Raw genomic sequence first — 19,628 nt, 5'->3', positions numbered from 1 at the left:
GCGCCCGGAGGGCCCGCTCTCAGAGGCGCGTGCCCCGCGCCCTCCGCAACTGTGCACTGAGCGGAGTGCGCTGCGCGTGCACGCGGGCGACCACGGTGACGAGCACGATGACGCCCGCTGCGATGAATGCGCCGATCGCGGTCGAGTTCGAGAACTGTTCGTCGCCGAGGCGTGCCACCCCGACCCAGACCAGGCCCCACACAAGCGAGAGGGCGGGGGCGATCCGTCCGCCGCCGTACACGGCGAGCAGGATGCCCACGACGCCGGTGAGGGCGAGCACCGCAGCGGCCCACACCTCGGCGTCGATTCCCCAGCCGTCGAAGCCGGCCGCGACCAGCACCGCCGCAACATTGGCGGCGGTCGCCACGCACACCCAGCCGAGGTAGAGGCCGATCGTGCCGTCGGTGACGATGCCGTCGACGGCGCTCTCCGGCGGGTTCTTGATCGTCACGGCGAACGCACGCACGAGCACGGCGAGCAGCGCGACGATCACCGGCACGCTCAGCCAGAGCTGGTCGAATTGCACGCTCAAAATCCACGCCGCGTTCAGCAGCAGGGAGGCGGCGACGAGGTAGCCCAGCTTGCGCTGCCGCGCGGCCCGCTTCTGCGCGGGCAGGAACTGCCAGACGGCGTAGACGAGCAGGCCGAGGTAGATCAGGCTCCAGATGCTGAAGGCCCCGGTGCCCGGCGCGATGAGGGTGGCGTCCGCCGCCAGCGCGCCGCCCGCGGCATCCTGGATCGGGGTACCCCGGCGGCGCCAGAACCCACGAACGAGCCGGCCACGGCGATCACGGCGCTGACCGCGACGGTGAGCTGGCGCAGCAGATCGCCGCCGGTGTCGGGGTGAGAGTGTTCGGTCATGGCACGTCCTCTCGATCGGCGGCCGCGAACCAAGGCAGCCTCCATTCAGGCTATGCGCCCGCCGCGCGATTGTTCCCAGACTTCATTCGGGACGGCGTGCAATCGCCGCCGGGGTCGCCACAGAGCCTGCCTGCTCGAGGGGTGCCCGGCGCTCAGCCGGCCGTCGCCTCCACCCGTCCGGCGGCGACGGCCGCCTGCAGCGCGGTGAAGTCGGCGAGCGACTGCTCCGCGTAGGCGAAGGACCACTCCACGATGGCGCGGTCGGCGTTGTCGCCGCTGCCAAGGTAGCCGACGACGGCGGGCGCGCTCGCACTCTGCGCGTGCGCCCGCGCGAGGAGCGCCGCGCACCCATTGGCGTAGGTGCCGAAGTCGCCGACGCTCAGTCCCTCGATGTCGATCGAGCCCTTGCGGTCCCGGAACTGGCGCACGTAGAAGTCTCGGCCGTTGTCGGCTCGGAAGTAGCCGAGGAACGAGTCGGACACGGCCTGCAGGATGCGCTGCGAGGCAACCACGCGGAATCCCTCGTTGTCGGCGAACTCCGGCCCGCGTGCCGGTGTCGGCAGCCGGTGCGCGTCCCGTCCGCCCCACGTCTCCAATACCGAGGGCGGGGCCTCCTTGATCTGCAGAACCAGGCGCTCGCCCTGCGGCCCGGTGAGCAGCAGCACGAAGCAGCGGGTGCCGACGCTGCCCACGCCGACGACGCGCATCGCGACATCCGCCAGCGTGAACTGGGCGAGCAGTACCGCGATGTCGGCCGGCACGGATTGCCGGTACTGGGCAAAGAGGTCGGCCACGGCGCCGCCGCGCTCGGAGTCCAGGTGCTGCAGCAACGGCGGGTTCTCAATGATGCGCAGCCGTCCGTCCGGCATCGTCTCGGTGACCTTGTCGGCGAAGGCCTCGGAGGTGCGCTTGCGAGCCTGCTTCGCGGCCCGGTCGAGCATGCGCTGGCCGGAGCGGCCGAGCCCGGCACGGATCTGGTCAGTGTCAGCCCGGAAGTAGTAGCGCTCGAGCACCGTGAGGCGCATCATGCCGGTGAGTACGCGGCGGTAGTTGAGCGCGGCCTGCGTTGCGGCCTCCCGCGCCTCGGGCTCGCTGAAGCCGGCATCCCTGGCCCCGATGATGACGCTGGTGACCAGCCGCTTCACGTCCCACTCGAACGGCGCGGGGCCGGCCTCGTCGAAGTCGTTGAGGTCGAAGACGAGGTTGCGCTGCGGGGAGGCGAACAGGCCGAAGTTGCTGATGTGGGCGTCCCCACAGCTGATCACCTCGATCTCCGATGTCGCGCAACGGGCCAGGTCGGCCGCCATCAGGCCGGCAGTGCCGCGGTAGAACGCGAACGGGCTGGCCAGCATGCGCCCCATCCGAAGCGGCACCAACTCGGGCACCCTGTCGGCATTCTGCTCGGCCAGCAGGGCGACGGGGTCGCGCTCGCTCGGAATGTACTCGGCGAGGTCGCGGCGGGGCGTGAGCGCGCGCATGGCGCGGCCCTCCACCATGCTCTCGGCCTGGCTGAGGTGTTGGGCGTCTACGGCGGTGCTGATCGGGGACATCGGCGGCCTCTCTCGGGTGTGAGGCGAGGATACCGGGCGCTGCGCACTGCCTGCGTGCTCGTCTACGATCGGGGCATGCGATTCGAGTTCACGTCACCGCTCTGGGAGTGGAGCTCGCAGGGAGCGTCCTGGTTCTTCGTGACCCTGCCGGAGGAGGCCAGCGAGGACCTCCGCGAGATTCCGCGGATGCCGCGCGGCTTCGGCGCCATCAAGGTGCGCGTGACGGTCGGCGGCACGAGCTGGCTCACCTCGGTGTTCCCGGACTCCCGCACCGGCGGGCATTGGCTGCCGATCAAGAAGGCCGTGCGCGTCGCCGAGGGCCTCGAAGACGGCGAGCCGGTGGCGGTGCGGCTGGAGCTCGTCGAGCTGTAACCGCCCGTTACAGCCCGAAGGCCTGCAGGGCGTCCGTGATCTCGCGGCGCATCTGCGTGTCGTCGATCGTGGCCGTGCCGTCGCCCGGCTGCACACCATAGTCGCCGAAGCTGGCGTGGTTGGCTCCGTCGACCTCGACGAAGACGGCATCCCCGGGCAGCAGGTGCGCGGCCGCGTCGATCTTCTGCGGGGTGCTGAGCCCGTCGTCGCTGCCGCTGATGCTCAGCACCCGCAGGTCGGTGCCGCTCAGGTCGTTGGCGCAGTAGCTGCCGAACAGCACCAGGCCGACGACGCCGTCGGCGGCGGCATCCGGGGCGTCGACCAGCTGGCAGGCGCGCACCCCGCCCAGGGAGTGGCCGCCGACGTACCACTCGTCGACCGCGGGGGCGTCGGCGGTGAAGGTGCTGAGCGGACGGGTGTCGAAGAAGGCCAGATTCAGGGTGGGCTTGGTGATGACGACGGTGGCACCGGTCTGCTCGACGATGCCGGCGAGCTTGTACATATAGGCGTAGGGGTCGACCTTGGCACCGGGGATGAAGACGAGGCCGGTGCCCGACGGATCGCCGCTGGGGGAGAGCACCACCGAGTGGTCGGTGGCGGTGACCGTGATGGCCGGGTCGCTCCAGACCTCGAGGGAGGCTGGCCGCTCGCCCATCATCACGGTGTGCGCCCAGAACAGCACGCCCACAACAAGCAGCACGAGCAGGCTGAGCACCCAGAGCACCGCGGTGCGCAGGCGGTGTCGCTTCGGGCGGAGGGTGCGGGGCGCGGAAGCGTCAGCTGTTGTGGTCACGCCTCTTATTCTCGCAGCGGCTACGCGGTGCGGCCTAGGCCGGTGGGTTCTGGGCCGGTGCGGGTTGCCCGGGGCAGCCGGCGAGCACGCCCTCGATCGCGTCGTGCTCGGCCTGCGTCACCCACAGGTTGTAGTTGGCCTTGACGGCGACCTGCCTGGCCACGTACTCGCAGCGGTAACCCTTGCTCGGCGGCAGCCAGGTGGCGGCGTCGCCGGCGCCCTTCTGCGAGTTGGCGCGGCCCTCGACGGCCAGCAGGTTGAGCGGGTCGTTCGCGAGTTCGGTCCGCCGTTCGACGGTCAGCTGTTGCGCGCCGGTCTCCCACGCGTTCATCAGCGCCACCACGTGGTCGATCTGCACCGCCTGCGAGGTGCCCTGGCCGCGCACGAAGTCGATGGTCGTGCCCGTGTACGGGTCGGCGAGCCGGCCGCTCAGCACACGGCATCCGGCCGGCCGGTCGATCGCGGTGAGGTCGCGGGCGAGCACGTCGTTGCGGGTGTCGCAGCCGTTCTGGTCGACGTCGCGCCAGGCCGTGCCGAAGCTCACGGTGCGGTCGTAGCCGGTCTTCGGTGCGCGGCCCTTGACGGGGAGCGTGCCGAGCTGTTCGAGTGCGGTGCCGGATGCCGCGGGCGGCGCCGGGGCGGCGGGCGCGGTCTCGGCCGGCTCGGTCAGGGCCGTGACGGCCGCGATGCCGATCGCCAGCAGCACGGGCACGACGGCCCAGCCGGCCAGCGCGCGGCGCCTTCTCGATAGTGTGCGTCGGGTGTTGGCCTTGGTGCTCATTGCCGCCTTGTGTTCGAATGCCAAAGTTCAAGGCTATGCGAGACCACCGACACGGATGCCGTGAGCAGGCGTTGGCTTCGGTCGCTAGCCCTCCCTCGAGCCAACGTGGGGTTTCGAGGACCCCAGCCAGCGCGCGCCTCTCTCCACGTCGGCTGGAGGGCGCCGCGCCTCTCTCCACGTCGGCTGGAGGGCGCCTCAGGCCGACTCGCCGTGGCTGTGCGGGTGCCCGAGCAGGCTGGCGTGCTCGGTCGGGTGCTCGACCAGGCGCATGCCGAGGGCGGGGAGCGGGCGCGGGTCGGGGTCCGGTTCGTACATGCCGGTGTCCGGGGCGACGGCGTACGTCCACTGCGGGCCGTCGGCGACGAGGGAGTCGAGAGCGGTGCCGAGCGCCTCCACGTCGGCCAGCGTGGACCCCACACCGAGGCTCGCCCGGGCGGCACCCGGCAGCCGCTCGTGGTGGCCGAGCCGAGTCTCATCGAAGAGACGGTGCACCTCGGCATCCGACACCTCAAGCAGGCTCACCATCAGCGGATGCGCGCAGAAGCAGCCGTGCCGGATGCCGATGCCGTGCTCGGCCGAGAGCGCCGCGGCGAGCAGGTCGTAAGGCAGACCCCGCACGGCGAAGGTGACCAGACCGACCCGCGGGTGCTCGGCCGGCCAGACGCGCAACGCATGGAAGCCGTCGACCCGGGCCAGCCGCTCGAGGGACCGATCGAGCAGCACCCGCTCCTCGGCGGCGATGCGCGCCATGCCAACAGCGGCGAGGGTGTCACAGGCGACGCCGAGAGCGACCGCGCCGAGCACGTTGGGGGAGCCGGCTTCCTGGCGCTCGGGCAGGTCGGCCCAGAGCGTCTCGGCGATCGAGACGAGTTTGACCGCGCCGCCGCCGCGCAGGAACGGGTCGCCGCTGGCCAGCCAGTCCCGCCGGCCGAGCAGCGCGCCGGCCCCGTAGGGCGCGTAGAGCTTGTGTCCCGAGAACGCCAGGTAGTCGATGTCGTCGCCGGCCATGTCGATCGGCGCGTGCGGGGCGAGCTGCGCGGCGTCGACCAGCACCCGGGCGCCGTGCTCGTGCGCGACGCGGGCGATGGCCGCGATCGGCCAGATTTCGCCGGTGACGTTGCTGGCCCCGGTCACCGCCACGAGGCGGGCGGCGGCGCCATGCGGCAGCGCCTTCAGCGTCGCGGCGAGCCGGTCGAGCAGGAGTTCTGGGGACGCCGGCGCGGGCAGGTAGTGCGCCTGCAACCGCCGCCAGGGCAGCAGGTTGGCATGATGCTCGCCCGCGAACGCGACCACGTGGGTGCCGGGCGGCAGCGAGGCGGCGAGCAGGTTGATCGAGTCGGTGGTGTTGCGGGTGATGATCACGGCGTCGCCGGGCCGGCCGCCGACGAAGCGTCGGATCGACTCCCGGGCACCCTCATAGGCTGCGGTCGAGGCGCGCGACTTGAAGCCGGCGCCGCGGTGCACCGAGGAGTACCAACCGAGCAGTTCCTCGACAGCGTCGTGCACCACGCGCAGCGCGGGGGCGGATGCCGCGTAGTCGAGGTTCACGAATCTGCGGGTCTCGCCGCTGACCACGGGCACCTCGGTGTCGGAGCCGACGAGGGCCAGCCGAGGGTCGTCGTGCGCACGCGAGGGCTCGGCTGGCGCGCTGCGGGCGCCGGCGGCATCCGCGGCGATGCTGCCCGAAGCCAGACCCGGGGCGCCCATGCGGCACAGCCTACGCCTCGGCATTGCCGGTGAAAATAGGCGACCCGCGAGGGATGTACATGAAAATGTACATATTTCTGTTCAGGCTTTATCGTTGGGGGAATGACCGAACGCCCGCTTCTCGTGACGACGGTCGCGCATGCCCGCGCCGGGCTGTCGGGGGCACTGCGCCGGTTCCGGGCCGACCCGGAGGGCGCCCAGCCGGTCGTGCTCGGCTCACACCGTCGGGCCGAAGCCGTCATCCTGCCGTTCGCGCGCTACGAGAAGATCGTCTTCGCGGCCCCGCTGGAACCGGCACGCCCTGCCGGCACAGCAGAGGGCGAACTGCCCGCATTACCCGCCGGCGTCTCGCCGGAGGACCTCGCGGAGCGCTGGCTGAATGGGCTCATCGCAGCCGTCGACGCCGGCACCGAGATCGTGGAGCGGGGTCGCGCCGCATTCCGCTCGGATGCCGCACTGCCGCTGGCCTGCGAGGCGCTCATTGCGCGGGTCGGCGAGCTGGCCCGGCTGCTCACCCGGCTCGACCCGGTGCGCTTCGACGACCCCATGTGGACGCTCGCCGCGCACAACCGGCAGATCGTCGTGCATCAGGACAACCGGGTCGACGAGCAGTCGATCTGGATGCTGATCACCGAGGGCTTCCCGGAGATCGCCGAGGTCGCCGCGTCGGTACGCCTCCCGCGCGAGCACGCTCGCTGAGGCAAGCCGCCCGCGGTATAAGACATCGGGCATCCGCAGAAAGCCCATCGCGCCCGAATGAGGCACGGTTCAGCTTCGAGCATCCTTCTTCTGGGCGCCTTTTCGTGCATTGGGATGCCGCGCACCCGCCGCACGGATTCAGCAGGCAGCGCGTTCGCGGCCACTGCGTCTTAGGCTGGGCGGGCGAGCCATCGCACGGCCCGCAGAGGGAGCGCGGTGTTGGAGAGCTACCGGAACACGTCGACCGGCTGGGTGTCGCCGGCATCCGTCTGGGAGCCCTGGGACATCCCCGTGCACTCGTGGGAGCAGTTTCTCGAGCAGACGCGGGCACTCACCGAGACGCACGGCTACCGCGACATGCTCTGGCGCGGCTCCGGCAACGCCGACTGGGCGCTGTTCAGCTCGCTCTACCGCACACTGCTCGACGCGAGCCCGACCCGCACCCCGCCGACCGAGGACCAGATGGTCGCCGCCGAGGTGGAGACGCTGCGACTGGCTCGCGAAGACTGGCGCTTCGACGACATGCCGGCGCTGGAGCTGCTCGCCCGGCTGCAGCACTTCGGCGCCCCGACGCGCCTCGTCGATGTCAGCGAGAACCCGCTCGTCGCCCTGTGGTTCGCCGTCGAGCGCGCCCTGAACACGGCGGATGCCGACGCCCGCGTCTTCGCCTTCGCGAAGCCCGCCACGCGCATCACCCTGAACAGCGTCTGGGGCGGGCGCGATCTGCGCTGGCATGAGCTGACGAATGACGTCAGGCGTCTGGCACGGCGCTGGGGCACGGGCAGCCTCAAGTACTGGCGCCCGCCGGCCTACGACTCGCGCATCTCCTCGCAGAACGCCGGCTTCATCGTCGACGGGGCGCCGTTCGCCTTCGAAGGCGACCGCCAGCTGCGCTCGGCGCGCGGCCGCTCGATGCCGTGGAGCACGGAAGACCTGCGCCACACGAGCTCGCTCGCGCTGCGACTCAGCCACATCGAGCGCGACCCGATCAGCGAGAGCTCGGCGCCCGTGTTCACGTTCCGCATCGCGCGGGAGGCCAAAGCTGAGATCCGGCAGAAGCTCGAGGCGAACTTCGGATACCGGGCCTCGACGCTCTACTCCGACATGGTCGGGCTCTCCGACTACCTCACCCGACACATCGGCAGCGGCGCGACGCTCGAGTAGACCTGCGCCGCCACGAGCATGCGGGCCCGCGCCGCGCCGCAGTCACCCCTCCGTTTTCGGGCAAACCGGGCGGACGACTACGGTTGTGGAGGTCAGAAAAGGGGGCGCGGCGCATGAGTGACATCGCGGGCGAATTGGCGCGGGTGCGCGAGGCATTCGATAAGCCGACGCTGCGCCTGCTCGACCGCAAGTGGGCGCCCTTTGTGCTGGCCGTCTTCAAGAGCTCTTTCAGCCGTGATCGAGCTGCCGTGCAGTGCGAGCGCCTGCACGCCCAGGTCGACGCCTACCTGGCCGACCTGCGCAGCATCGGCACCGAGACGCCGAACGGCACCGGCCGCAGCCTCTGCGTGCAGTGGATGAACGACCAGTGGCTCTACCGCGACCTCGGCGACGACGGCGAGGGCGGCGGCACGTCGGCCAACGCAGAGGAGCAGTACTCGCTCACCTCGCACGCCCTCGAGGCGCTCTCATTGGTCGAGAGCCTGGCCCGCGACCGCGCTCTGATCAGCGAGTCCCGGCTGGCCATGATCGTGGATGCCGTGCGTCACCGTGCCACGCAGGCCAACCCCGACCGCGACGAGCGCCTGCGCCGGCTCGACCTGCAGATTGCCGAGCTCGCCAGCGAGCGCGACCGGGTCGCCGGCGGGGGAGAGATTGCCGCGGCATCCGTCGAAGAGATGCGCGAGGGCTACGCGAACCTGATCGACCTGATCGGCCAGCTGCCCGGCGACTTCAAGCGGGTCGAGGAATCGGTAGCGGCGATGCACCGGCAGATCGTCAATGACTTCCGGGCTGAGGAGCGCCCGATCGGCGAGGTGCTCGATGAGTACCTGGCCAAGACCGACGCACTCATGTCGCTGACCGCCGAGGGCCGCGCCTTCGAGGGCGCCTTCGAGCTGCTGCGCGACGACGCCCTGCTGCACGACCTCAAGGGCGACCTGGAGACGATCCTCGGGCACCCGTTCGCCGCGGGCCTCAAGTCGGTCGAGCGGCGCAGCTTCGGGGCGACGGTCGGCCTGATTCGCACCGGCATCGACGACGTGCTCACCCAGCGCAACGGCCTCACCACCACGCTGCGCGAGCACATCGTCAACCACGACATCGTCAAAGACCGCGAGCTCGAGGGCCTGCTCCGCGAGATCAACACCGAGCTCGCCATCTGGATGCAGACCGCTGGCCCCAAGGCCCGGGTGCGCGCCGAGATCATGCCCGGCAACCTCGACGCCCCGCACCTGCGCGAGCGCTTCTACGATCCGCAGTCGCACGTGCCGCCGGCGCCCCTCGCTGACGTCTCGGCGCAGGCACCCGCCGCTCCCAGCCTCGACGCCATGCGCCGCCAGGGTGGCCCGCAGCTGCCCGAGATGCGCGAGGCGTTGCTCGGCGCGCTTGCCGCGCTGGACGCGAGCACGGATGCCGCGGATGCCTCGATCGGCGACGTCTTCAACGCCCTCGAGCCGGCCCTCCGCCGCCCGGTCGAGATCCTCGGACTCATGCAGCTGGCCACCCAGCTCGACGCCGTCGGCCATGCCGGATCTGTCGAACAGCCTGAGTTCGACCAGTACCTGACGGTGCGCCCCGACGGCACCCAGCGCACCTTCGAGGTCGCGCGCATCACCCTCACCGACGACGAAACCGCGGCCCTCGCCGCCCTGAACTCCGGAGCCACCAGTGACTGACGACGGGCGCGACGACATGACAGACACCAGCACAGGCGATGCCGCTGCACTCGGCGCGCAGGCGTTCGGGCACAAGTCCGATATTGAGCACGTGCCGCGCGGTGAGTACAGCGCGCGAGACGAAGACAGCACGCCCGCCGAGGGCGAGAGCCTCTCGCTGTTCGAGGGCGACGAGGGTGGACTCTCCGCCGCGCAGCGCCGCACCCTCGTGCTGCTGCTGAAGCACCGGTACATCTCCGCCGCCGACCACCCGGCCGCCTGGCGCACCCTGCTCGCCTCCACCGGCCGCATCAAGTCCCGGCTGAACGACCTCTTCCTCGACCTGCACATCGACAAGCACTACGAGGTCGCGTTCAAGCGCCAGGCGCACGGCGAGGGCGGCGCCGTCTTCCCGACCGTGCTGCACGACACGTCGTACACCCGCGAGGAGACGATCCTGCTCGTCGTGCTGCGGCAGCGCTTCCGCAGCGACCGCGCCAACGGGCACGAGTTCGTCATCGTAGACCGTGACAACCTGCTCGAGAAGGTCGCCCACTTCCGCCCCGCGCACGCCACCAACCGCTCCGGCGACGCCAAGAAGGCCTCCGCCGCGATCGAGGCCCTCGCCAAGGCGCACGTGCTGCTGCGCACCAGCGACCCCGACCGGTTCCGCGTCGCCCCCGTCATCGAGGTGTTGCTGCCGGTGCAGCGGCTCGCCGAGCTGTTGGACTGGCTGAAGGCCGAGAACGGCAAGGCCAGCGTCGAGATGGCGGATGCCACCATGGCCCTGCTCGAGCGTGAGACGGATGCCGCCGATCCCGCTGGTCGAGTAGAGAGGAACGAGCGTATCGAGACCTCGCAACCCGAAACATCGGATTCCGCCCATCCCGTTGGTCGAGTAACGAGGAACGAGCGTATCGAGACCTCGTCGCCCGAAGACTCCGACTCCGCCGAAACGCCCGCTGCGGCATCCGCACCCACGAATGACGTCGCCCCCGAACTGGAGCCCGCAGTATGAGCGATTCCCCGCTGTTCTACATCGACGGTGCCACCGAGGGCACCACGCAGTGGCGGGCCGAGACGTTCCAGATGGTCAACTGGGGCGGCTTCCACGGCCACCACTCCGTCGCGCTCGCCCCGACGGCGACGCTCGTCTCCGGCGCATCCGGCACCGGCAAGAGCACCCTGCTCGACGCCTACCTCGCCTTGATGATGCCCTCGGACACCCCGTTCAACGGTGCATCCAACGACGCCGGTTCCGGCCGGGCCCGCAGCGCAGAGCAGCGCAACGTGCTCACCTACCTGCGCGGCAAGACCGACGACAACCGCGAGGCCGAGACCGGCGCGCTGCAGGACCAGGTGCTGCGCGGCGCCGCCGAACCCACCTGGGGCGCCATCGCGATGACGTTCGTCGACGACAACCAGCGCCGCTTCACCGTGCTGCGCACCTACTACGCGCCGCGGGCCACGAACAGCTACTCCGAGGTGTCGATGCGCATGGCGACCTTCGACGGCGCCCTGCACCTCGGCGAGCTCGAAGACGTCGTTGCCGCCAAGTTCGAGAAGCGTGCGCTCAAGGCGCGCTTCTCGGGCATCGAGGTGTTCGACACCTACGCCGCCTTCGCCCAGACCCTGTACACGCGCCTCGGCATCGGCGCCAACGGCGAGGGCGGCAAGGCGCTGCGCCTGCTCGCCCGCATCCAGGCCGGCCAGCAGGTGAAGACCGTCGACGGCCTGTACAAGTCGATGGTGCTCGAGCGTCCAGCCACCTACGCGGCCGCCGACAAGGCCGTCGCTCACTTCGAAGACCTGGAGCGCTCCTACGGCGCCATGGTCACCGAGCACCAGAAGGCGCAGGTGCTGGAGCGGCTGCCCGAGCTGCAGCGGCAGTTCATCGAAGCCAGCGACCGGGCCGACCTCGTCGACACCTTCGGCGTGACCCGCAGCGGCGACACCCCGTTGCGCTACTGGGAGCTCGGCACCGAGCAGCGCCTGCTGGCGGATGCCGGCGACGGCAACCGCAGCGAGCGGAAGCGTGTGCAGGCAGAGCTCAGCGCGGCCAGCACCGCCGAGAAGGAGCTGAAGGCGCGTCTGGCCGAGAGCCAGCGCCGGCAGCGCGAGAACGGCGGCGACGTGCTCGCCGAACTGCAGGCCGACCTCGCCACGCTCACCGATAGCCGCGACGAGCGGGTGCGCACCCGCGCCCGCTTCGACGATCGCGTCGCGGTGCTCGCGCAGCCCACCGCCTCCGCAGCGGAGTTCGCCGCGGCGCAGGCCGCCGCCGCGGACGCGCTGGCCGCCTTCCCGGCCGAGCAGGAGAAAGCCGAGGCGCTGCACGAGACGCTGCGTCGCCAGCAGTACCCGCTCGAGGAGCAGATCCGCACTCTGAAGAAGGAGCGCGAGTTCCTCGCCGGCCGGCACAGCCTGGTGCCGCAGCACCTGCACAACGCCCGCCTGGCGATCGCCGAGGCGGCCGGCATGGCCCCCGACGAGCTGCCCTTCGCGGCCGAGCTCATCGACCTGGCCCCGGGCGAGGATCGCTGGCGGCAGGCCGCCGAGGTCACCCTCGGCTCGGTCGCGCGCATCCTGCTCGTCGACGAGACGAAGCTGGCCGCGCTGAGCAAGGCGATCGACCCGCTGCAGCTGCCGGTGCGCGTGCACTTCGAGGGCGTGCCGCTTTCGGTCGCGGATGCCGGCAGCAGCTCGCATCCGCTCGACCCCGCCTTCGTGTCCGGCAAACTCGTCTACAAGGAGTCGCCGTTCAGCGGCTGGGTGCAGCAGCGGCTGCGGCTGGCCTCGCTCGACGCCCGCTGCGTCGAGACCCCGGCGGAGTTCGACGGTGACGGGCCTTTCGTGGCGCTCAGCGGCCAGACCCGCAACGGCAGCCGCGGCGCACACGGCATGAACCGCGACCAGAAGCCGATCATCGGCTTCTCCAGCCAGGCCCGACAGGACGAGATCGAGCAGGAGCTCGGCCAGCTCACCTCCTCCGTGCAGCAGCTGTCCGGCCAGGCACACGCGCTCGCGAACGAGCTCTCCGCCCTGCGCGCCCGCCGCGACGCCAGCCAGATGCTGACGGATGCCGTCTGGGAGCTCCTCGACGTGGCCGCCGCCGAGGCCGCGCTCGCCGCGAAGAACGCCGAGCTGGCGCGCGTGCTGGCCAACAGCGATGTGCTGCGCGCGCTCCAAGAGGAGGAGCAGCGGCTCGAGCTTGAGCTCGAGATCGCCCAGGGGCAGCGTCACGAGGCGTCCCGGGTGGCGCAGGAGCTCGCCGCCGCGCAGGCGGAGATTGTCGAGCGTGAAGACGCCGTCAACGACCAGTTGGAGCGCATCGGCGCCGAGCAGCAGGTGACGCTGACCGAGGAGCAGGGCGACCACCTCGACGCCGAGTTCGCCGCCGTCGGCGACCCCGACAACCTCGAATCCTTCGCCGCCGGGCTCAAGCGCCTGCGCGAGCGCCTCACCGAGCAGTCCGCCAGCGAGCGGGAGCGCGCCGAGCAGTCGGCCAAGGCGATGCTCAACATCTTCGAGTCGTACCAGCGAGCCTGGCCCGACCCGACCATCGGCACCGGCCTGGACTCCTACCAGGGCTACCGTGACATCCTCGACTCGGTGCTCACCCTCGGCCTGCACGAGCGCCGGCAGGAGTGGAAGCGTCGCCTCGCCGCCTGGAGCGGGCAGGATCTGGTGCCGCTGGCCGGCGCCTTCGACTCGGCGATCTCGCAGATCGAGGACCGCCTCGACCCGATCAACGACATCCTCGCCACGCTGCCGTTCGGCGCCGGCCGCGACCGGTTGCAGATCACGCTGCGCCGCCTGCACCGCGACGACTCCGTCGCGTTCCGCCGGGAGCTCAAGCAGCTTTCGTCCGGTGCGACCGAGCAGTTCACCGACGAGCAGACGGAGGAGCGCTTCCTCAGGCTGCAGGCGTTCATGGCCGGCATCCGCAGGCCGGAGGACGAGTCGAAGCCGTCGCCGACCCGCGACCTGCTGCTCGACGTGCGTCGGCACGTGGAGGTGACCGCGTCCCGCCTCGGCGATGGCGACGAGGTGCTCAGCACCTACTCGTCGCTCGGCGGCAAGAGCGGCGGCGAATCACAAGAGTTGGTGGCGTTCGTCGTCGGCGCCGCGCTGCGGTTCCAGCTCGGCGACGAGAGCCGCACGAGGCCGCGCTTCGCCCCCGTCTTCCTTGACGAGGGTTTCGTGAAGTCGGATGCCGAGTTCGCCGGCCGTGCCGTCGCGGCGTGGAAGGGCCTCGGCTTCCAGCTGATCGTCGGCGCCCCGCTCGACAAGGTGACCGCGCTGGAGCCCTACATGGACCTCGTGCTCTCGATCACGAAGAACCACGCCGCCGGCTTCTCCTACATCACCCCAATCGCCGATGCCGCAGTTTCGCTGGTTGAGCCTGTCGAAACCGCGCTCGCCTAACCCGCTAGTCGAGTAGCGCCGCCTGCGGCGCGTATCGAGACCCCGTACCTCGAAACTCCGGCTCCGCTGCTTGGGCCTGTCGAAACCCCGCCGCCGCTGCCCAACCCCTCCCCGTCGGTCGCCCCTACCCCCGTTGGCTCGAGGGAGCGAGGAACGAGCGACCGAAGCCAACCCCGCCCCGGCCCTCGCCTAACCCGTTGGTCGAGTAGCGCCGCCTGCGGCGCGTATCGAGACCCCCGCACCCCGAAACTCCGCCCCCGCCGGTTGAGCCTGCTGAAACCCCGCCCCTGGCTGCCCAACCCTTCCCCGGTGGCTCACCCTTCCCCGTTGGCTCGAGGGAGCGAGGAACGAGCGACCGAAGCCAACCCGACCCGGAACCAGCCCCTGCCGTCACCCGCCCACGGCCCGCGCCGACGCCGGCGGCTCACCAATATCGTCGATCGAGTGCCCGCTGCAGGCTCTCCGCGTAGCCGTCGCCCGCTCCACCCGGTGCAGGGCAAACCAGCGCACATCATCGCGCAGGCGGCACCATGCCACGAGCAGCCACCGCCCGCCGGTGAACGCGAAGATCATCGGCTCCACCTCGCGCCGCGTGGCGTGCCCGCGAGCGTCGACGTAGTCGATGTTCACCGTGACCTGGTCGACGAGGGCCTTCTCGAGCACGGTCATCACGCGGCGCGGGGCGCTCGGCTCGACGTCGACCCACACCCGCAGGGAGAGCTCCGCGGCCCGCCGCCGCGTGCCCTGGTCGAGGACGTCCCGAATCTTGTTGGCCGCCGCACGGGCCGAATCCGAGTAGGGCGCCTGCGTCGCGACCGCCACCGCGGTGTTCAGCGCCAGCGCCTGTGCGGCGGTAAGGTTCACCGGTGGCAGGCTCGTGATCTCGGCCAGGCCGTAGCCGCCGCCCGGGCCGGTGCGCGCCCAGATCGGCAGGCCGCTGGCTTCCAGCGCATCCAGGTCACGTTTGATCGTGCGGGTGGTCACCTCGAACTCATCGGCAAGCTGTTGTGCCGTCCGCCCGCGGACCGAGGCGCGGCGCAAGGTCTCGGTGAGGGCGTGCAGGCGCTCGGTACGTTTCATCAGACCATCATCTCAAAATATCGGGAAAAGTGACAGAAATAGTGACATGCCGCTGTCCTGCGGCTGCAGGACGATGGACACATGGATGTCACCACAAACACTCTGCCCTCGATCATTCTCGTTCCCGGCCACTGGCTCGGCGCCTGGGCGTGGGACGCCGTCGCGTCCGAGCTCCGCGCCCGCGGCCACGCCGTCACCGCGCTCACCCTCCCGGGCCTTGACCCCGACGACCCGGAGCGCTCGTCTCGCACGCTGGACGACCAGGTCGAGGCATTAGGGAAGGCTGTCGCAGCGGCATCCGGCGACGGACGTGCCGTCGTGCTCGTCGCGCACAGCGGAGCGGGCATCCCGGTCTCGGTCCTCCTCGACCAGAACCCGACCGCGGTCAGCCGCGTCGTCTACGTCGACAGTGGCCCGGTGAGCGACGGCTCGGCATTCGACCGGGACTTCCCGGTGGACCAGGAGGAGTTGGAGCTGCCGCCCTTCGACCAGCTCCAGGCGAGCCTGGATGGCCTGAGCGAGAGCGACCTGCGCCGGTTCCGGGAACGCGCGGTGCCGCAACCCGGACCCGCCATGCGGCAGGTGGTGCGCCTCACAAACGACGCTCGGCGCGACGTGCCGTCGACGATCATTGCCTGCTCGTTCCCGTCGGAGGTGCTGATGCAGATGGCCCGGGCGGGGAACGAGATGTTGGCAGAGACCGCATCACTCCGCACCCTCGAGCTGGTCGACCTGCCGACCGGGCACTGGCCGATGTGGAGCCGCCCGGCAGAGCTCGCCGCCGCGATCTCGACCGCAGCCGTGCGCTGAGACGGGGTGGTGCTCCCTCAGGCGGTGGGGGGAGCGCTCCTCCAGCGCGTCATCGGATAGATGGTGGCTCGTGATGAACGGGCATCACTGAGCGCCCTCTTGACGAGCCGGCACTGCACCATGGCCGGCGGCAGAACGCGACGCTGTCTGCGTGGCCGCTAGACGCGCTTCATCCTCTTCTTTCGCTTCGCAAGTTTGGCCGCCCCGGCTTCGGCTTCGATGGATGAAGTCGCCAGCACCGCGATGAGCAGGAACGCCAACCCCACAACCGCGGCGAGGAAGAGCAGCCAGAGCGGCCACGCAGACAACGCTTCGAGTCCGCCGAGCTGTACACCAACAATTGAGGCGACCAGGCCGGCCAGCGATATCGAGACGACGGCGATCGTTGTCTTTTCAAACCACGCCCTGCTCCTGATATTCACATGAACCGATCGCTGCTCGAGAACGATAGTGATCAGCACAAGCGGGAACACTGCGGCGAGCGCGGCACATGTGGCTTCAGTCATTGCGCGAGCCTATCGGTGGCAGGCCATTGGAAGTTTGCGACCGGGAATCGTTCGCATCCTGCGTTCGACTGCGCCGCGGAGAGCCCTCGAGCTCCTCATCCGCCCCGGCGGAATCTTCCCCTCCAACACGAAGCACCACCACGCCGGCAGGAACATTTGGGTTGCCGGGCGTTCCATGCTCGTCGACGGCCAACGTCATCAGTACATCCCGAAAGCCGAGGGGGAGGCAGGCAAGGTTGCTCGCCTCTTGGGCGAGCGGATGCCGCATCCGGTGCCCGTGCGCCCGCTGATAGTGCTCGTCGACCCCAAGCGCATCACCGTGAACGAGCGGCCGGAGCGCGTGCGGGTTCTGAACTCTCACGAGGTGCGCCGCTGGCTGAAACAGCAGCCCGAGATGCTCAACCCTGCCGCGGTCACCGACCTGCTGGCCACCATCGACGACCCCAACCTTTGGCGGGCGACGGATGCCGGCGACCCGCCCGAGGCGCGGCGCCAGTTCGCGGAGCTGCACGCCGAGGTGCGCGCGGCGCGCGGCTGGCGCCGTCTCTGGGCGCTCGCGGGGATAGCCGGTCTGCTCGCTCTCGCCGCCGGCGCATTAGTGTTGCTCCCCGCGCGCATGCCCAGCTCGTCGGCGCATAGCTTGCTCGTGAGCGCGGCATCGATCGTGGCGGCGTCAACACCGGCACGGGTGGCCGGTGCCTCAAGAGCTTGAGTCGCAGCGCGATCAAACGGCATCCTTCGCGGATGCAATGGAGCCGATGTTTCTCCCACTCGAAGGAGTTAAGACTCTGTTTGTGAACACCCGCGACGGCTTGCCCAGGCCTCCGCAGTCGAGCTCGCCAGGACTGTGGCTCGACCAGCCCGCGGAACGTGTATCGCATTCGGCGCTTGCCGCCACCATGTGCGCCATCGACGCGGCGAACGCAGGTGGCACATTTGCCGGTTTTGCGTAGTGGAATTGCGATCTTCCTACTGGTGCGCAGTCCGGTCAGTGAGCGCGCCGTGCCGGTTGCTAACCGATGCACGTCCGTAAGGGATCGGTGTGGCTGACATCTGCCGAGAACACCGCCCAGTATGTTTTGGGAGTGATCAAGTCAGTTCTCAATTACCCGGTGTACTCGCTTCTCAGCCCCGAGAATACTGTCGTTTACACCGTTCCTCGATATCAGCGCGAGTACTCCTGGGCGAAGCCTCAGTGGGACGAGCTCTTCGATGACCTCGTCGAAGCTGATCCGCAGTCGGGGCATTTTCTTGGCACCATTATTTGTGTCGACAGGACGGTGGATTCCGCCAAGGAGATCGTTGTCGAGCTGATTGACGGGCAACAGCGGATGACGACGCTCTCCATATTGCTCGCCGCAGTTTACGCATTGCTGGCAAAGGAAGAAGGTGAACTTGACGAAGACGACAAGGTAGACCTCTCGAATCTTCGTCGTCAGCTTGCGCTTCGCGGAAGGGGTGGGAGCAAAGCCGCGGCAAGGCTGCGGCCGCAGCGGCAGAATTCAAACTACGAAGATTACCTCAACGTTCTGGTGGATGCAGGGGTCCAGGTAGAAGCTCCCTCGGTGTCAAACTTGGGGAACAGACGAATCATGCGTGCCTACAGACATTTTCAGGCGCGGCTCGAGAACCACATTGTCGAGCGCGAGGAATCGCGAGTCTCGACGCTCCTCGGCATCCTAGAAAACGTGAAGAACGCTGTTCTCGTGAAACTAGAAGTGGGCAATTACGCTGACGCTTATGTGCTGTTCGAATCATTGAACAATCGGGGCCTTCCGCTGACACCGATCGATCTCATTAAGAACAATCTGCTCTCTTCAAGCGAGATTGACGGTGACGACAAAGTCGAGGGGGCGTTTGACCGTTGGAAAGAGCTACTCGAAGATCTTGGTGACGACTACTCAAATCAAGAGCGATTCTTCCGCCAGTATTACAACGCATACAAATCGCAGTGGCCGGTCATCCCCGGCGTGGCTATCGCCACTAAATCAAATCTGATCAAGGTCTACGGTGAGCTCCTCGATCACGACTTGGATCGGCTCCTGACCCAGCTCACGCGGGCGGGTCGTTCCTATCGCAGAATTCTGGGGCGAATGGATGTGGGGGCGAGCACGACGGCATTCGATGCAGCACTTGCCGACCTAGCCCGGGCACAGGGAAGCCCCGCGTACCTGCTCCTGATGTATCTCGAAAACGAGAGGGAAGCGTTCCGATTGGACGATTCTCAGATGGCTCTCGTCACACAAACGCTCACCCGGTTCTTTGTGCGTCGAAACCTCACTGGGCACCCACAGACCAACATCCTCACCAGGCTATTCATGGAACTCGTTGGATCGATCAATCGACGCGAGCCCGATGCGGACATCGTGGAGCTTGTCGCGGTTGCACTTCGAGCCGTTGCCGCGTCTGACGAGTTGATGCTGAATGCGCTTCGTGGGCCCATCTATGATCTCAACGCTGATACGGCCCGTTTCATCTTGATTGCCCTAGCAAAAGAGAGCGAGACGAAGGAGATTTGGGCAGACCTATGGGTGCGTGAGAACAAGAAGTATGTCTGGTCAATTGAACACGTCTTTCCCCAGGGTGAGAATATTCCCGATGCATGGGTTGCCGAGATGGGGGGAAATCTCGACGAAGCTAAACGAATTCAGGAACGAATGGTGCACAGCCTCGGCAACCTGACGATCACGGGATACAACAGCACCCTGAGCAACAAGTCTTTCGCAGAGAAGCGAGATCGCAAAGACCAGAGAGGGAACTACATCGGGTACAAGAACGGCCTGAATCTGAACGCTGGTCTCGCTGTTGCTGAGCACTTCAACCAGAACGATATTGCTGCGCGAACCGATGAGCTGGCTGCTCGAGCAATGAAGCTGTTCGATCTCTAAGCCTCGAGTGCGCAGCGTGTAATAGGTGGTGAACTACGAGCGCATCGATCCGCAGAATGGGCCGGCTGCGTGCCCGACCCACGATGCCGCGTTCGAGGGCTTTCTCTTCTCGGTGACGGATGACGGTCGCATCCAACGGTCGAGTCAGCTGGAGGCGGCCATCGAGCGCGACGCGAGGTTCCGGCACAATTTCGGCGAGGCCGGGCTCTCCAACACGCTCCTCCTTCCATCTGGATCGCATGGTCCCGGGCCGGACTACCTGGCGTGGCATCGCACTCAAATGGCGTCCGCTCAAGTCGCGGCCTGAACCCGGTGGCTTGTGGCGTCCACCCCA

Annotated in this window: 17 protein-coding genes; 10 read left to right on the top strand and 7 right to left on the bottom strand. The window is 68.7% G+C overall.

Going from position 1 to position 19,628, the window contains the following annotated elements; translation table 11 throughout:
* Nucleotides 1-19 precede the first annotated feature (19 nt).
* Both AWU67_RS10390 and AWU67_RS10385 read right to left on the bottom strand, forming a co-directional pair.
* On the bottom strand, nucleotides 20-616 hold the full coding sequence (locus tag AWU67_RS10390; RefSeq protein ID WP_425339203.1) for a hypothetical protein: 597 nt from the start codon (nucleotides 614-616) through the stop codon (nucleotides 20-22).
* A gap of 397 nt (nucleotides 617-1,013) precedes the next feature.
* Entirely contained in the window at nucleotides 1,014-2,411 is a 1,398-nt protein-coding gene (locus tag AWU67_RS10385; protein WP_067228612.1) for a DUF2252 domain-containing protein, read from the bottom strand.
* Between the two features lie 75 nt (nucleotides 2,412-2,486).
* Between AWU67_RS10385 and AWU67_RS10380 the strand changes: the two genes are divergently transcribed.
* The gene (locus tag AWU67_RS10380) at nucleotides 2,487-2,783 is read left to right on the top strand and encodes a DUF1905 domain-containing protein (RefSeq protein ID WP_067232572.1); all 297 of its coding nucleotides are present in this window, start codon (nucleotides 2,487-2,489) and stop codon (nucleotides 2,781-2,783) included.
* Nucleotides 2,784-2,790: 7 nt separating this feature from the next.
* Here AWU67_RS10380 and AWU67_RS10375 read toward each other — a convergent pair whose 3' ends face one another.
* The 3 genes from AWU67_RS10375 to AWU67_RS10365 form a co-directional block, all read right to left on the bottom strand.
* On the bottom strand, nucleotides 2,791-3,576 hold the full coding sequence (locus AWU67_RS10375) for an alpha/beta hydrolase (RefSeq protein ID WP_067228610.1): 786 nt from the start codon (nucleotides 3,574-3,576) through the stop codon (nucleotides 2,791-2,793).
* A gap of 34 nt (nucleotides 3,577-3,610) precedes the next feature.
* The gene (locus AWU67_RS10370) at nucleotides 3,611-4,381 is read right to left on the bottom strand and encodes an HNH endonuclease family protein (protein WP_234407217.1); all 771 of its coding nucleotides are present in this window, start codon (nucleotides 4,379-4,381) and stop codon (nucleotides 3,611-3,613) included.
* 171 nt (nucleotides 4,382-4,552) lie between these two features.
* The gene (locus AWU67_RS10365; protein WP_082716919.1) at nucleotides 4,553-6,064 is read right to left on the bottom strand and encodes an aminotransferase class V-fold PLP-dependent enzyme; all 1,512 of its coding nucleotides are present in this window, start codon (nucleotides 6,062-6,064) and stop codon (nucleotides 4,553-4,555) included.
* Nucleotides 6,065-6,166: 102 nt separating this feature from the next.
* Between AWU67_RS10365 and AWU67_RS10360 the strand changes: the two genes are divergently transcribed.
* The 5 genes from AWU67_RS10360 to AWU67_RS10340 all read left to right on the top strand — a co-directional run bounded on the left by AWU67_RS10360 (nucleotide 6,167) and on the right by AWU67_RS10340 (nucleotide 14,010).
* Entirely contained in the window at nucleotides 6,167-6,763 is a 597-nt protein-coding gene (locus tag AWU67_RS10360; protein ID WP_067228605.1) for a hypothetical protein, read from the top strand.
* Nucleotides 6,764-6,982: 219 nt separating this feature from the next.
* The gene (locus AWU67_RS10355) at nucleotides 6,983-7,927 is read left to right on the top strand and encodes an FRG domain-containing protein (RefSeq protein WP_067228603.1); all 945 of its coding nucleotides are present in this window, start codon (nucleotides 6,983-6,985) and stop codon (nucleotides 7,925-7,927) included.
* A 113-nt stretch (nucleotides 7,928-8,040) separates the two neighbouring features.
* Nucleotides 8,041-9,603, top strand: a complete 1,563-nt coding sequence (locus AWU67_RS10350; RefSeq protein ID WP_067228601.1) for a DUF3375 domain-containing protein — start codon at nucleotides 8,041-8,043, stop codon at nucleotides 9,601-9,603.
* The gene (locus AWU67_RS10345) at nucleotides 9,596-10,600 is read left to right on the top strand and encodes a DUF4194 domain-containing protein (RefSeq protein ID WP_067228599.1); all 1,005 of its coding nucleotides are present in this window, start codon (nucleotides 9,596-9,598) and stop codon (nucleotides 10,598-10,600) included. Before AWU67_RS10350 ends, AWU67_RS10345 begins: the two co-directional genes overlap by 8 nt.
* Nucleotides 10,597-14,010: an ATP-binding protein gene (locus AWU67_RS10340; protein WP_067228597.1), complete on the top strand. Its 3,414-nt coding sequence runs from the start codon at nucleotides 10,597-10,599 to the stop codon at nucleotides 14,008-14,010. Before AWU67_RS10345 ends, AWU67_RS10340 begins: the two co-directional genes overlap by 4 nt.
* Before the next feature lie 390 nt (nucleotides 14,011-14,400).
* Here the strand turns inward: AWU67_RS10340 and AWU67_RS10335 are convergent, their stop codons facing one another.
* Complete coding sequence (locus AWU67_RS10335; RefSeq protein WP_067228595.1) at nucleotides 14,401-15,090, bottom strand: helix-turn-helix transcriptional regulator; 690 nt, start codon at nucleotides 15,088-15,090, stop codon at nucleotides 14,401-14,403.
* 81 nt (nucleotides 15,091-15,171) lie between these two features.
* Here AWU67_RS10335 and AWU67_RS10330 point away from each other — a divergent pair, with 81 nt between their 5' ends.
* Complete coding sequence (locus tag AWU67_RS10330; RefSeq protein WP_067228592.1) at nucleotides 15,172-15,900, top strand: alpha/beta fold hydrolase; 729 nt, start codon at nucleotides 15,172-15,174, stop codon at nucleotides 15,898-15,900.
* Nucleotides 15,901-16,058: 158 nt separating this feature from the next.
* Here the strand turns inward: AWU67_RS10330 and AWU67_RS10325 are convergent, their stop codons facing one another.
* Entirely contained in the window at nucleotides 16,059-16,406 is a 348-nt protein-coding gene (locus AWU67_RS10325) for a hypothetical protein (protein WP_129586695.1), read from the bottom strand.
* Between the two features lie 175 nt (nucleotides 16,407-16,581).
* Here AWU67_RS10325 and AWU67_RS10320 point away from each other — a divergent pair, with 175 nt between their 5' ends.
* From AWU67_RS10320 to AWU67_RS10310, 3 genes are all read left to right on the top strand, one after another.
* Nucleotides 16,582-17,118: a hypothetical protein gene (locus tag AWU67_RS10320; RefSeq protein ID WP_067228588.1), complete on the top strand. Its 537-nt coding sequence runs from the start codon at nucleotides 16,582-16,584 to the stop codon at nucleotides 17,116-17,118.
* Nucleotides 17,119-17,491: 373 nt separating this feature from the next.
* Nucleotides 17,492-19,294: a DUF262 domain-containing protein gene (locus tag AWU67_RS10315; RefSeq protein ID WP_067232569.1), complete on the top strand. Its 1,803-nt coding sequence runs from the start codon at nucleotides 17,492-17,494 to the stop codon at nucleotides 19,292-19,294.
* 25 nt (nucleotides 19,295-19,319) lie between these two features.
* Nucleotides 19,320-19,601, top strand: a complete 282-nt coding sequence (locus AWU67_RS10310; protein WP_067228586.1) for a hypothetical protein — start codon at nucleotides 19,320-19,322, stop codon at nucleotides 19,599-19,601.
* Nucleotides 19,602-19,628 lie beyond the last annotated feature (27 nt).

The organism is Microterricola viridarii, assembly GCF_001542775.1.
Lineage (GTDB): Bacteria > Actinomycetota > Actinomycetes > Actinomycetales > Microbacteriaceae > Microterricola > Microterricola viridarii_A.
The sequence above is the reverse complement of the archived record's forward strand: the minus strand, read 5'-3'. Positions and strand labels throughout refer to the sequence as shown.

Coding starts and splice junctions, on each gene's coding strand:
- AWU67_RS10385 (WP_067228612.1), bottom strand. CDS start 2,411: ATGTCCCCGATCAGCACCGCCGTAGACGCCCAACACCTCAGCCAGGCC.
- AWU67_RS10380 (WP_067232572.1), top strand. CDS start 2,487: ATGCGATTCGAGTTCACGTCACCGCTCTGGGAGTGGAGCTCGCAGGGA.
- AWU67_RS10365 (WP_082716919.1), bottom strand. CDS start 6,064: ATGGGCGCCCCGGGTCTGGCTTCGGGCAGCATCGCCGCGGATGCCGCC.
- AWU67_RS10360 (WP_067228605.1), top strand. CDS start 6,167: ATGACCGAACGCCCGCTTCTCGTGACGACGGTCGCGCATGCCCGCGCC.
- AWU67_RS10350 (WP_067228601.1), top strand. CDS start 8,041: ATGAGTGACATCGCGGGCGAATTGGCGCGGGTGCGCGAGGCATTCGAT.
- AWU67_RS10340 (WP_067228597.1), top strand. CDS start 10,597: ATGAGCGATTCCCCGCTGTTCTACATCGACGGTGCCACCGAGGGCACC.
- AWU67_RS10335 (WP_067228595.1), bottom strand. CDS start 15,090: ATGAAACGTACCGAGCGCCTGCACGCCCTCACCGAGACCTTGCGCCGC.
- AWU67_RS10330 (WP_067228592.1), top strand. CDS start 15,172: ATGGATGTCACCACAAACACTCTGCCCTCGATCATTCTCGTTCCCGGC.
- AWU67_RS10325 (WP_129586695.1), bottom strand. CDS start 16,406: ATGACTGAAGCCACATGTGCCGCGCTCGCCGCAGTGTTCCCGCTTGTG.
- AWU67_RS10320 (WP_067228588.1), top strand. CDS start 16,582: ATGCTCGTCGACGGCCAACGTCATCAGTACATCCCGAAAGCCGAGGGG.